This is a genomic window from Amycolatopsis sp. NPDC049159, assembly GCF_040648295.1.
In the GTDB taxonomy this organism is placed as follows: Bacteria; Actinomycetota; Actinomycetes; order Mycobacteriales; family Pseudonocardiaceae; genus Amycolatopsis; species Amycolatopsis pretoriensis_A.
This window is the reverse complement of the sequence record NZ_JBEZDL010000018.1, coordinates 199,523-211,977: the sequence shown is the minus strand read 5'-3', so window position 1 is coordinate 211,977 and position 12,455 is coordinate 199,523. Positions and strand designations below refer to the sequence as shown.

Below are 12,455 nucleotides of genomic sequence, written 5' to 3'. Positions count from 1 at the left end.
AGGAGGGTTTGTCCAGGTAAGGCTACCTGGGGGTACCGGCAGGACCGGACGGCGGGGTCAGCTCGCGCGGCGCAGGACCCAGGTCCGCACCAGCCCGGCGGTCACCCCGGCCAGCACGATCACCGCGAGCAGCATCGGCAGCTGCACGTCGTTCGAAGCCCCGTTCGAGGCGAGCGACTGCGCGTTGCCGGCGTCCCGGATGTCGGCGCCCTGCCCGCTCTGGTCGCCGACCCCGGCCTGCGGCGCGGACGCGTCACCCGGAAGGGTGCCGTTCGCGGGGTACCGGACGCCCGGGGCGACGGCCGTGCCGGCGGTCGCGGTGGGGATGCCGCTGTAGTCGCGCATCGGCGCGCTGCCACCCGTGCCCCCGGCGGTGCCGGGGTTCAGGTTGGAGAGGTTGCTCGAGGTGCCGCCGGGGACGGTCCCGGTGCCGCCGCCCGGCTGGGTGCCGGTGCCGCCCGCGCCCGGCGTGCTCGGCGGGGCGTAGTTGGTGGCGACCGTGGTCAGCCCGCAGTTCTTCGCGACGTTCGCCGAGACCGCGTTGAGCACCTCGGTCTTGGTGCTGTCCAGCACGCCGAGGCCGTTGGAGCCCTTCAGCGCGGTGGCGACGGCGCTGCCGATCGCGGAGCCCGCGATCGTGCCGCCGGCGGAGTTCGGCACCTGGCCGACCGCGAGCGCGCCCTTGCCCGCGATGGTGTCGGCGATGGTGTTCGGCCACACCGAGAGGGCGGTCCAGAGGTGGGAGTTGACGTAGTCCTGCGCGCCCTTGCGGACGAGTTCCTTCACCGAAGTGCCCTGCACGGCGACCGTGTCGCCCATGCTGCCGTTCACCGCGCCCGAGCAGGTGCCGGCCAGCGTCGTGGCGGCCGAGGCGGTGCCCGAGGAGAGGAACGCTCCCCCGGTCACGAAGGCGGCGACGGCGGTGACGGTCAGTGCGCGGCGGGTCGTCTGCCAGGTGGGGATCTTCCGCACGAGCACTGTCCTCCAGAGGGGATTACGGGGGCGTCGTTCCAGGCAACACCAGGATCAACGAAGGAGATACGCGAAAGATACTCGGCAGTCGGGTCAATTCGCAGCGGCCATTCGGCGGAGCACCCACGTGCGGACGAGGCCCGCGCTGACTCCGGAGAGTGCCAGGACCGCGATCAGCAGCGGCAGATTCGACCCGTTCGTGAAACCGTCCGATGCGGACGGTAGCGCTTCGGCGCGGCCCGCCGTCTGGACGCCGGCACTGCCGTCGGCCGCGGTGGCGTCGGGGCCGGTGAGGCCGTACTGCGGGGCGTAACCCGGGATCTGGCTGCCGTACCGGATCGCCGGGGACGGAGTGAACAGGCCGGCCGTCGCGAACGGGATGCCGCTGTAGTCGCGCATCGGGGCGTAGCCCGTGCCGATGCTGAACGGGAAGCCGCCGAACGCCGGGCTCGCGCCGCCGCCGGAGAAGCCGGGGAGCAGCGGGCTGTTCGCCTCGGGGATGCCGCCGGAGCCCTGCGGGGTGCCACCCTGCTGGTTGCCGCCGGTCCCGCCGGAGGGCGGTTGCTGCGGGTTGCCGCCGGTGCCGGGCTGCGGGGACGACTGCTTGCCGCCACCGTTGATCGTGTTGAGGCCGCTCGTGCCGGCGGAGTTGAGCCCGTCCGCGGCCTGGTTGAGTGCGCTCGCGGCCGGTGCGCCGACCACCGGTACCGGCGAGACCACGGTGTTCACCACGTTGACCGTGACCTTGCAGACCGTGTTGAGCAGGCCACCCACGACGCTCGTGAGCACGGTGGTGGCCTGACCGACGATGCCCAGGTCGATGGTGGGAATGCCGAGCAGCGAGCCCTGGATGTGGTCGCCGGGCTTGGCGGTCACCGTGCTGCCGCACGGCACCGTCTTCGTGTCGGCCGAGGCCGTGCCGGGCAGGCCGAGCACGGCCGAACCCGCGAGCACGAACGCCGTCGCACCGACCGCCGTTGCCCTCCGTGTCCGCTGCTGCATGCGCGCCGCCCCTGGTGTCGTGGCCTCTTTCCCAGGACAACGACGTTAGGGCAGCCGGGTAACGCCCGCGCGCTCAGAAATGTCCGGCATTCGAGTGGTAGCGGGGGTGACCCTGCGTCAAGGGGTCAGGCGGGACTGCGGCGGATCCACGCCCGGACGAGGGCCGCGGCCACGATCGCGAGGGCCAGGACCGCCAGCAGCATCGGCAGTTTCGCCGGCGGCGTGATGGCGGGCAGCGCCTCCGCGGTGCCGGACTTCTCGGCGTCGACCGTCGGAACCTGCTGGCCCGGGATGATCTGCGCGACCACCGGGGCCTGCACCAGGCTGCCCGGCAGCAGCGCGGCGTTGGTGAAGATGCCCGAGATCGCGTCGCCCGGCAGGCCCGCGTTGCCCGGTCCCGTGGTCACCGGGCCGGTGCTGTCGCCCGGCGGGTTCTGCCCCGGCGGCACCGGGGACGGCGGCGCGGGCTGCGGCGGGTTCGGGGACGGCGGCGACGGCGGGGCCGGTGGGAGCGGCAGCGGGGGCAGGTCCGCGCCCTGCACGACGCCGCCGACCGTGTTGACGACGCCCTGCGCGGCCGGGCAGACGGCCTTGGCCGCCGCGTCGCCGACCACCGGGACCTCGCCGATGCCGAGCGCCTTCACGGTGTCGCCCACCGGGAGGGTGAGCAGCGGGGCCGTGCCGTTCGTGTTCCGCGCGCTCGAGTCGAGGCCGATCGTCAGCTGGTTCGGCGAGTTCAGCGGGGCGCCGGCGTCGAGCACGAGGCCCGTCTTCGCGTCGCGGGCCTGGCCGTTCTGCAGCGTGGCCGCGCAGTCGCCGCCGAGGGTCGGGCTGGTGTCCGCGCTCGCGATGCCCGGCATCGCCAACGTGGCGGACGCGGCGAAGGTGAATCCCAGTGCGGTGATCCGGGTGAGCTGCTTCCCCATCGATGCCCTCCGGCAGTCGGACCAATCTGGATCACGGAACGCGCTCACGGTACTCCACGAGCGTCACCAACCGGTCCCGCAGGGGAAAAGAGAGCCCGGAGTAGCGTGCTCGGCATGCTGATTGGCGCCCATGTCCGTGACGACGACCCGTTGACCGCGGTCGCCGAGCGCAAAGCCGACGTCGTCCAGTTCTTCCTCTCGGACCCGCAGGGCTGGAAGGCCCCGAAGCCCCACCCCCACGGCGAGGCCATCGCGGCCGACCCCGTCGAGGTGTTCATCCACTCGCCGTACCTCATCAACGTGGCTTCGCTGAACAACCGGATCCGGATCCCCTCCCGCAAGAACGTCACGCAGCACGCGGACGGTGCGGCGGCCATCGGCGCCAAGGGCCTGATCGTGCACGGCGGGCACGTCGGCGCGAACGACGACGCCGAGGCCGGCCTCGACAACTGGCGCAAGCTCTTCGAGCGCGAGCAGGAGAAGGGCGGCTTCAAGGTCCCGATCCTGATCGAGAACACCGCGGGCGGCGAGAACGCGATGACCCGCGACCTCGACGTCATCGCCCGGCTGTGGGACAAGGTCGGCGAGTTCGGCGCCGGGTTCTGCCTGGACACCTGCCACGCGTTCGCCGCGGGCTGGGACCTCGCGACCGCCGTCGAAAAGGTCAAGGCCATCACCGGCCGGATCGACCTGGTGCACCTCAACAACTCCCGCGACGAGTTCGGCTCGACCCGCGACCGGCACGCCAACGTCGTCGAGGGCGAAGGCACGATCGACCCCGAGGTGCTGGCCGAGGTGGCCCGCGCGGCGGGTGCGCCGGTCGTCGTCGAGACCCCGGCCGGCGGCCAGGCCGCCGACATCGCCTACCTGCGGGAAAAGCTCGGTTAGACGGCCACGGCCTTCCGGCGGCGCCTGGTGGCGTTCGGGATGATCACGTCCCGGGCGCCGTCGAGGAAGCCGCCGGCCGGGTCGTCGTCGCCCGCCAGCCGGACCAGGTCCGTCGAGGGGCGGTAGATCTCCCGGACGATCAGCACGCACAACCCCACCACGGCCAGGTCGCGCACCACGACCGTGCCGAGGAACCAGCCTTCGGGCAGGCCCTTGTGGTCGACGCCGAGGTAGTAGAACATCCGCGGCACCCAGACCAGCGCGTCGATCAGCATCCAGCCCAGCAGCAGCCGCCAGCGCGGGATGGCCAGCACCGCCAGCGGCACCAGCCACAGCGAGTACTGCGGGCTCCACACCTTGTTCGTCAGCAGGAACGCGGCCACGACCAGGAACGCGAGCTGGCCGACGCGCGGCCGTCGCGGTGCGGCGAGCGCGAGGTACGCGATCCCCGCGCAGCAGGCCAGGAACAGCACGGCCACCGTGAGGTTCAGGTACGTCGGCGTCTGGTTCTTCTGCAGCACGCCGTCGAACCCGGCCCAGCCCGTCGTGTACGAGAGGACGTTGTACAGCGAGTCCGGGTCCATCGGCCGCAGGGTGTTCATCCGGAAGAACTCCCACCAGCCGCGGGTGGCGGTGAGGATGAACGGCGCGTTCACCACCAGCCACGTCACGACGGTGGCGCCCGCGGTCTTCCAGAACGGCGTCAGCTTCCCCGCGCGCAGGCACAGCACGAACAGCACGCCGAGCAGGAACAGCGGGTAGAGCTTCGCCGTCGCGCCCAGGCCGAGCAGGAGCCCGGCGAGCAGCGGCCGCTTGCGCGCCCAGGCCAGCAGGCCGGTCGCGGTGAACGCGGTCGCGATCGCGTCGAAGTTGGTGAAGGCGTGCACCAGCACCAGCGGTGAGATCGCCACCAGCACCATGTCCCACGGCCGGCGTTTCATCGTCCGGCCGGTCGCCCAGACGGTGACGAGCCAGGCGAGCGCCAGGAACAGCGCCGTGAGGTCGAAGTAGATGGCCACCGGCAGCCCGCCGGGCAGCCAGCCGGCCTCGGCGACGTGGTACCAGCCCGCCGCGAGCTTCGCGTTCGCCCACTGGAAGAGGCCGGTGAACACCGGGTACTCCATGTACCGGGTGCCGTTCTCCGCCGTTTGGGAGTTCTCCTTCCACGACGTGTAGTACGGGAAGGTGCCCGGCCGGTCGAGCCGCTCGGAGCTGTAGAGCGGCACGATGTCGGAGTAGCACATCGCGACGAACGGGCGGCCCGCGCGCCAGTCGAGCTGGGTGGCGCCGCTGGAGTCCTGGTACTGCTGGATGCAGGACCCCTTGCCGAACCAGCAGAGCATCAGCGCGAGCGTGGCCAGCAGCAGCCCGACGCGCTGGGGCGACCAGAACCAGTGCCTGCCGACCGCCGCGTGCTCACCGAGCGGGCCGCCGACGGGTCTGGTGACCGCCGCCGCGAGTGGCTCGTTCCAGCTCGGGACGACCCGGTCGGCCCGGGTCAGCGTCACGGGGCCGGGGTCCGGCTCGCGCGTGGTCTCCTCTGGCACGAGGCGGATCGTATCGGTGATCGCCGAGCGCGGCGGTGAAGCCGGTGATCATGCCGGATTCGCGTAGTACGAGGCCAGGACCTCGGCGGCGGCGCCGCGGGTCACGAGCTCCTCGCCGGAGGTGTCTTCGACGACCTCGATCCGCTGCCAGTGCGGCAGCGGCAGCAGCTCCTCGAGCCGGGCGGAAACGGCTTCCCGGTGCACGTCCGGTTCGTCCCGCACCGCGCGGCCGGCCAGCACGATCCGCTCCAGGTCGAGCACCTGGACGAGGTCGGCGAGCCCGATGCCGAGGTAGCCGGCGGCGGCCCGCGTGTCCGGTGCCCGCTTGGCCATGATCTCGACGCAGCCGCGTCGCCCGCAGGCGCAGACCGGCCCGTCGTAGGCGATCGTGGTGTGCCCGAACTCACCCGCGTTGGTCCGCGGGCCGCGGTAGAGCCGCCCGTCGATCAGCAGGCCGACGCCGATGCCGGTGCCGACGAGCACCACCGCGGTCGCCGTCGGCTCGCCGTGCGGCCAGAGCCGGGCGAACGCGGCCGCGTTGGTGTTCTTGTCGAGCGACACCGGCAGCCCGGTGCGCTTCTCCAGCAGGTCACGCAGGGGGACGTCGTGCCAGCCCGGCATGTTCGTCGCGTCGCGGACCAGGCCGGCGAGGTGGTCCAGCGGGCCGACCGCGCCCAGGCACAGGCCGAGCACGTCGAAGCCGTCGGCGAGCTCGAGCGCGGCGGTGCCGATGGCCTCGACCGCCTGCTCGGGCGTGAACCCGGGCGGCAGCGGGCCGCCCGCCGTCTCCTCGACCTCGCCGATGAGGTTGGTGCGCAGCACGCGGAACTCGTCGCGGTCGAGCCGCGCGCCGAGCGCGTGCCGGGCGCCGGGCCGGACGGTCAGCAGCGTGCGCGGCTTGCCGACCCCGGCCGACGGCTGGCGCTGCTCGTCCAGCAAGCCGGCGTCGAGGAGTTCGGGCACGATCTTGGAGACGGCCTGCTGGGTGAGCCCGGTGCGTTCGGCGAGCTCGACGCGGCTGAGGCCACCGGCGCGCAGGATGTGCGTGAGCAGCAGGGCGCGGTTGTGCTCCCGCACGCCGCGCAGGTTGACCCCGGTGTCCGCCATGGACAGGATCTTCGCACGCCTGGCCAATTACGCAACAGTGTTGTTTAATGGCGGGCATGAGTGACTTGCGCGTGGGTGTTCTCGGCTACGGCATCGGCGGACGCGTCTTCCACGCCCCGCTGGTGGCGGCGACGCCCGGCCTCACCCCCGCGGTGATCACGACGTCGTCCAACGCCGCGCAGGCGCGCACCGACCACCCCGGCGCGGAGGTCGTGCCGGACGCCGACGCGTTCTTCGCGCTCGCGGACGAACTCGACCTCGTCGTGGTCAGCACGCCCAACCGCACGCACGTGCCGCTCGCGCTGCGGGCGATCGAGGCCGGCCTGCCGGTGGTCGTCGACAAGCCCTTCGCACCCACCGCGGCCGAGGCCGAGCGGGTCGTCGCCGCGGCGAAGGTGGCGGGCGTCGGCCTGACCGTGTTTCAGAACCGGCGGCTCGACTCCGACTTCCTCACCGTCCGGAAGGTCCTCGAGTCCGGCAAGCTCGGCGAGGTCTTCCGCTTCGAGTCCCGCTACGACCGCTGGGTGCCCAAGCCCAAGGACAACTGGCGCGAGTTCGGCGACCCGGCCGAGGCCGGCGGCCTGCTCTACGACCTCGGTGCGCACATCGTCGACCAGGCGCTGCAGCTGTTCGGCCCGGTCACGCGCGTCTACGCCGAGGTCGACCGCCGCCGCGCCGGCGTCCAGGTCGACGACGACGTCTTCGTCGCGCTGCACCACGCGAACGGCGTCCGCTCGCACCTGTGGGCGAGCGCGCTCGCGGGCACCCTGAACCCGCGCTTCCGGGTGCTCGGCGACCAGGCGACCTTCACCAAGTACGGCCTCGACGTGCAGGAACCGCAGATCAAGGCGGGCATGCGGCCGGGCGACGACGCGTGGGGCGTCGAGCCGGCGTCGGACGCGGGCAAGATCGGCGTCGGCAACGACACCAAGACCGTCCCCACCGAGACCGGCCGCTACGAGTCGTTCTACGCGCAGGTGCGCGACGCGCTGCGCGGCGAAGGCGAGCTCCCGGTCGACCCCGAGTCGTCGGTCGCGGCCCTGCGCGTGATCGAAGCCGCGCACCGCTCCGGCGTCGAAGGCGCGGTGGTCGCCCTCTGACCGGCCGTGACCTCGGTGACCCCCAGCTCCGAGGTCACGGCCTCCTTCGGCCGCGCTGCTGGTCCTGCAGCTCCTGCAGCCGCTGCTGGAATTCGCGGATCCGGTCCAGCTGGTCGTTCTGCTGCCGGTTGCCGCCGTCGCCGAACCGGACCGAGTCCCGCTGGTCGCGCTGTTGTTGCTGCTGCGGCGGCGGTTGCTGGACCTGCACCCGGTCCTGCGGCGAGCTGATCGCGGCGACGCGGTCGAAGCGCTCCCCCGGCCGGCCGCTCAGGTAGAGCTGCATGAACCGGTCCCAGATCGGGCCGGCGAGCGTCGAACCGAACAGCGGGGCGCCACCCGGGCCGCGGAGGGCCTTGTCGCCGTCGCCGCCCACCCAGACCGCGGCCGACACCGAAGGCGTGTAGCCCACCATCCACGTCTGGGAGTTCGCGTTGGCCGCCGACGCGGGTTCGTCGTTCTGCGGCGTGTGCTGCTGCGTCCCCGTCTTGCCCGCGCATTCGTGACCGGTCGGGCAGGTCAGCCGGGAGAACTGGATCACCGGCGCCAGTGCCGCCGTCACGTTCCCGGCGATCTGCGCGCTCTTCTGCGTGTCGTTGTCGGCGAACGCGTCGGCCGAGCGGAGCTTCGCCTCGTACGCGGTTTCGCCGTTCGCGTTGGTCACCTTCTGCACGAAGTGCCGGTCGCGCTGGACGCCGCCCGCGGCGAAGGTCGCGTACGCCGAGGCCATGTCGGACGGCGTCACCTGCGTGCCGCCCCCGCCGATGGAGATGTTGTTGTCGCCGGTGAACAGCTCGCTGCGGCCGCCGTTGTCCTTCGTCTGGATACCCGCCTCCCGCGCCGCTTCCGCCACGCCGGCCGGCTTCGTCACGTTGAGGACCATGTCGTAGAACACCGTGTTCGTGGACCGCTGCATCGCCTCGGAGACGGTGCACTCCCGCGAGCAGCTGCTGCTGTCGCCGGCGTTGCGGATCGGGAGGTCGACGCCGGGGAACGTGCGCGGGGACGTGCCGTCGAACCGCGCGTCGAGGCCCCGGCCGAGCTTGAGGAACGCCGCCAGGTCGAACGGCTTCATCGACGACCCGGGGTTGTGCGCCTCGTCGGCCCAGTCGCGCCCGGCCAGGTCCTCGCCGTTCGGGCCCTTCACGATCGCCTCGCCGCCGTGGTAGGCGAGCACGCCGCCGGTCTTCGGGTCGACGGCGACCAGCGCGTTGAGGATCCGGTCGTCGGTCTGGCCGTCCATCCCTTCGGCGACCGCCTTTTCGGCGGCCTGCTGCGCCTGCGGGTCGATCGTGGTGAACACCTGGAACCCGCCCGAGTAGTACTGCTTCTCGTCGATGCCCTGCGCGGCCAGCTCGGCCTTGACCTGCTTCTTGATGAACGGGTTCAGCGCGCCGGCCTGCCTGCTCTCGCGCAGCGGGATTGGCGTCGGGAACTTCGCGGCGGCGCGCTGGGCCGTCGTCAGGTAGCCGTTCTTCAGCATCCGGTCCAGCGCCGTCGTCCACCGGTTCGTCGCGACGGCCGTGTTTTCCGAGCGGCCCGGCTGCTGGATCAACCCGGCGAGCAGCGCGGCCTGCGAGTAGTCGAGCTGGCCCGCGTCCTTGCCGAAGTACGCCTGCGCGGCGGCCTGGATCCCGTAGGAGCCGCGGCCGAAGTAGATGATGTTGAGGTAGGCGGTGATGATGTCCGCCTTGTCGTAGGTCTGGTTCATCTTGAACGACTTCGCGAGCTCGGCCCACTTGCGGGTCAGCGTCGGATCGTCGTCGCCGGAAGCGTTCTTGATGTACTGCTGGGAAATCGTCGACCCGCCGCCGGAACCGCCGGTGACCTGGTTGTAGGCCGCGCGCAGGATGCCGCCGACGTCGAAGCCGGAGTTCGTCTCGAAGGACGCGTCTTCGGTGGCGATCACGGCTTTCTTGACGACGTCCGGGATCTGGTTCGCCGCCAGGATCTGCCGGTTGCCGCCGGTGGGCACGTCCTTGCCCATCTCGGTGCCGTCGCTGAACAGGTACGTGACGGCCTGGCCCTGCGCCTGCGCGATCGTTTCCGGCGAGGGGACGTCGACGGCGAGGTAGGTGATCGCGAAGGCGATCCCCGGGACGGCGAAGAACAGGCCCGCGGCCACGTACCCGATCCGCCGGACCCGCCGCCACCGCCGTCGTCGCAGGTCCTGGGCGGTGAGCGGCCGCGGCCGCCGCGGTGGCTCGCCCGCGCGCTGCCGGATGATCGGCACGGTCGGTGGCTCGTCCGGCTCGGTCCCGTTGTGCGCGTGGTGGGTGATCAGCTCGGGCTCGCTGCCCAGCAGCCCGGCGCGGGGCGCGGGCCGCCGGGCGCGACGGCGACGGGGGTCGGGCTGCCGGTCGTGGTTCACGGGCCGTCCTCCACGGTGGGCTGCGGACGCAGTCCTCTCGGGAGGCACACGTACCGCCGCCCACCGTGGTTCAGCCGGCTACTCCTCCGGGTCCGGCGTACCGGTCGGAGTCTCCTTCGGGGTCGTCGACGGCTTCGTGTGCTTCGGCGGGGTCGACGGCTTCGACTCCTCGCCGGTCGGGGTGCCGCCGGTCTGGTCGCCGTTGTCCCCGTCGTTCCCGTTCTCGCCGGTCGGGGCCGATTCCGTCGTCGGCGCCACGTCGGACGACGGCGGGGGCGCGACCGCACCGCCGATGCGGTCGACCTTGTCGAAGCGCTCGCCCGGCTTGCCCGTCAGGTACAGCGACAGGAACTTCTGCCACATCGGACCGGCGATCGTGGAGCCGTAGATCGGCGAGTTGTTCTTGCCGTGCAGCGGCTTGTTGCCGTCACCGCCGACCCAGGCCGCCACCGAGACCGACGGCGTGTAGCCGACCATCCAGGTCTGCGAGTTCGCGTTCGCCGCCCACGCCGGCTCACCCGCGGTCTTCGTGTGCTGCTGCGTACCGGTCTTGCCGGCGCACTCGTGGCCGTTGGGGCACTTCAGCTTCGAGAACCCGATGACCGGCTTCAGCGCTTCGGTGACGTTGCCGGCGATCTGCCGGCTCTTGTCCGAGTCGCTGTCGAACACGGCCTTGGCTTCGGTCGGGGCCTCCCACGCGACTTCGCTCTGCGCGTTGGTCACCTTGAGCACGAAGTGCCGTTGGCGCTGCTGGCCGTTCGCCGCGAAGGTCGCGTACGCCGCGGCCATGTCCAGCGGCGTGATCTGGGTTTCGCCGCCGCCGAGGGAGATGTTGTTGTCCTTGGTGGAGATGATCGACTGGCCGCCGTCCTCCTTGACCTTGACGCCGGCCTCCTTCGCGGCTTCCTTGACCGGGCCCTGCTTGGTGTCGTGCAGGACCATGTCGTAGAACACGGTGTTCGCCGAACGCTCCATCGCTTCGGCGACGGTGCACTGCTGCGAGCAGCTGCTGCCCGGGCCGGCGTTGCGCACGACGCGGCCGTCGAAGACGCGGTTGTTGGAGCCGTCGTAGGTGGTGTCGAGTCCCTTGCCCATCTTGAGCAGCGCGGTGAGGTCGAACGGCTTCATCGACGAGCCCGGGTTCTGCGGGGTGTCCGCCCAGTCGCGCCCGGCCTGGTCCTGCCCGTTGACCTGCACGATCGGCTTGCCGCCGTAGTAGGCGAGCACGCCGCCGGTCTTCGGGTCGACGGCGACGAGCGCGTTGAGCAGGTTGTCGTCGACCTGGTTCTTCATCGCGTCGGTCGCGGCCTGCTCGGCGGCCTGCTGCGCCTTCGGGTCGATGGTCGTCTGGACCACGAAACCGCCGGAGTAGTAGCGGTCTTCCGAAATGTCGTGCGCGGCCAGCTCTTCCTTCACCTGCTGCACGACGAACGCGGGCGGCGCGCCGGCCTGCTGCTTGCTGTCCTCCAGCGGGATCGGCGTCGGGAACTGCGCCGCCGCGCGGTCGGCCGCGGAGATGTAGTTGTTCTTGACCATCCGGTCCAGCGCGGTGTTCCAGCGGTCGTTCGCGACCTTCGGGTTCTCCGACCGGCCCGGTTGCTGGATCAGGCCCGCGAGCAGCGCGGCTTCCGAGAAGCTGAGGTCCTTGGCTTCCTTGTGGAAGAAGGCCTGCGACGCCGCGCCCACCCCGTACGCCCCGCGCCCGAAGTAGATGATGTTCAGGTACGCGGTGATGATGTCCTTCTTCTCGTACGTCTGGTTCATCTTGAAGGACTTGGCCAGCTCGGTCCACTTGCGCGTCAACGTCGGGGCGTCGTTGTCGGTGGCCTTCTTGATGTACTGCTGCGAAATCGTCGAACCACCGCCGGTCCCGCCGGTGGCCTGGTTGTAGACCGCGCGCAGCAGGCCGCCGACGTCGAAGCCCGAGTTGGTCTCGAAGGAGTCGTCCTCGGTCGCGATCGCCGCGTGCTTCATGACGTCGGGGATCTGCTCGGGCGTCAGCAGCACCCGGTTGCCACCGCGCGGCACGTCCTTGCCCATCGGCGAACCGTCGGCGAAGAGGTAGGTCACCGCCTGGCTCTGGTTCTGCGCGACCTCGGTCGGCGAGGGCACGTCGACCAGGAAGTACGTGATGACGAACGCGATCGCGGGCAGCACGAAGAACAACCCGAAGAACCCGTAGGCGACCCGCCGGATGATCTTCCAGCGGCGCTTCTTGCGCTGTTCCGGGGTGAGGACCGGCTTGCCGTCTTCGGGCTGCTCGACGTCGTCGTAGCCGCCCGGCTCCTCGTACGCGTGGTGCGTCATCAGCTCGGGGCCGCCGCTCATCGGCGGCGGCTCGGGCCGGTACCCCCGCGGCTGCTGCGGCGGTTGCTGCTGCCAGGGCTGCTGCGGCCGGCGCGGCGGCTGCCCGTTCGGGCCCTGCGGTCCGGACGGCCCACGACGGCGCGGATCAGGACCCTGGCCCGGCGGCCAGGAGCGGGATCGATCGTCGGGCACGGGGCAGTCCTCCAGGTTCGCGGGCAGCGACAACCGCCACCCCTTT

At 71.5% G+C, this 12,455-nt stretch carries 9 protein-coding genes; 2 read left to right on the top strand and 7 right to left on the bottom strand.

All coding sequences use genetic code 11. The features are described from left to right. Nucleotides 1-57: 57 nt before the first annotated feature. The 3 genes from AB0B33_RS31135 to AB0B33_RS31125 form a co-directional block, all read right to left on the bottom strand. Nucleotides 58-978: a hypothetical protein gene (locus AB0B33_RS31135; RefSeq protein ID WP_360778054.1), complete on the bottom strand. Its 921-nt coding sequence runs from the start codon at nt 976-978 to the stop codon at nt 58-60. 87 nt (nt 979-1,065) lie between these two features. Continuing rightward, the gene (locus AB0B33_RS31130; RefSeq protein WP_360778052.1) at nt 1,066-1,974 is read right to left on the bottom strand and encodes a hypothetical protein; all 909 of its coding nucleotides are present in this window, start codon (nt 1,972-1,974) and stop codon (nt 1,066-1,068) included. A 125-nt stretch (nt 1,975-2,099) separates the two neighbouring features. Next, complete coding sequence (locus AB0B33_RS31125; protein ID WP_360778050.1) at nt 2,100-2,900, bottom strand: hypothetical protein; 801 nt, start codon at nt 2,898-2,900, stop codon at nt 2,100-2,102. Nucleotides 2,901-3,014: 114 nt separating this feature from the next. Here AB0B33_RS31125 and AB0B33_RS31120 point away from each other — a divergent pair, with 114 nt between their 5' ends. After that, nucleotides 3,015-3,788, top strand: coding sequence for a deoxyribonuclease IV (locus AB0B33_RS31120; RefSeq protein ID WP_360778048.1), 774 nt, complete (start codon nt 3,015-3,017; stop codon nt 3,786-3,788). Here AB0B33_RS31120 and AB0B33_RS31115 read toward each other — a convergent pair. Further along, nucleotides 3,785-5,335 carry a glycosyltransferase 87 family protein gene (locus AB0B33_RS31115; RefSeq protein ID WP_360778046.1) on the bottom strand — a complete coding sequence of 517 codons (1,551 nt, stop codon included), beginning with the start codon at nt 5,333-5,335 and terminating at the stop codon, nt 3,785-3,787. The genes AB0B33_RS31120 and AB0B33_RS31115 overlap by 4 nt on opposite strands. 48 nt (nt 5,336-5,383) lie before the next feature. Beyond that, complete coding sequence (locus tag AB0B33_RS31110) at nt 5,384-6,442, bottom strand: ROK family transcriptional regulator (RefSeq protein ID WP_360778136.1); 1,059 nt, start codon at nt 6,440-6,442, stop codon at nt 5,384-5,386. Between the two features lie 56 nt (nt 6,443-6,498). Here AB0B33_RS31110 and AB0B33_RS31105 point away from each other — a divergent pair, with 56 nt between their 5' ends. Further along, the gene (locus tag AB0B33_RS31105; protein ID WP_360778044.1) at nt 6,499-7,542 is read left to right on the top strand and encodes a Gfo/Idh/MocA family oxidoreductase; all 1,044 of its coding nucleotides are present in this window, start codon (nt 6,499-6,501) and stop codon (nt 7,540-7,542) included. Between the two features lie 34 nt (nt 7,543-7,576). On the opposite strand, the gene AB0B33_RS31100 is transcribed toward AB0B33_RS31105, so the two are convergent. Then, nucleotides 7,577-9,910: a transglycosylase domain-containing protein gene (locus tag AB0B33_RS31100; RefSeq protein WP_360778042.1), complete on the bottom strand. Its 2,334-nt coding sequence runs from the start codon at nt 9,908-9,910 to the stop codon at nt 7,577-7,579. 78 nt (nt 9,911-9,988) lie between these two features. Then, a complete protein-coding gene (locus tag AB0B33_RS31095; protein ID WP_360778134.1) occupies nt 9,989-12,238 on the bottom strand; it encodes a transglycosylase domain-containing protein in 2,250 nt (749 codons plus the stop codon). Nucleotides 12,239-12,455 lie beyond the last annotated feature (217 nt).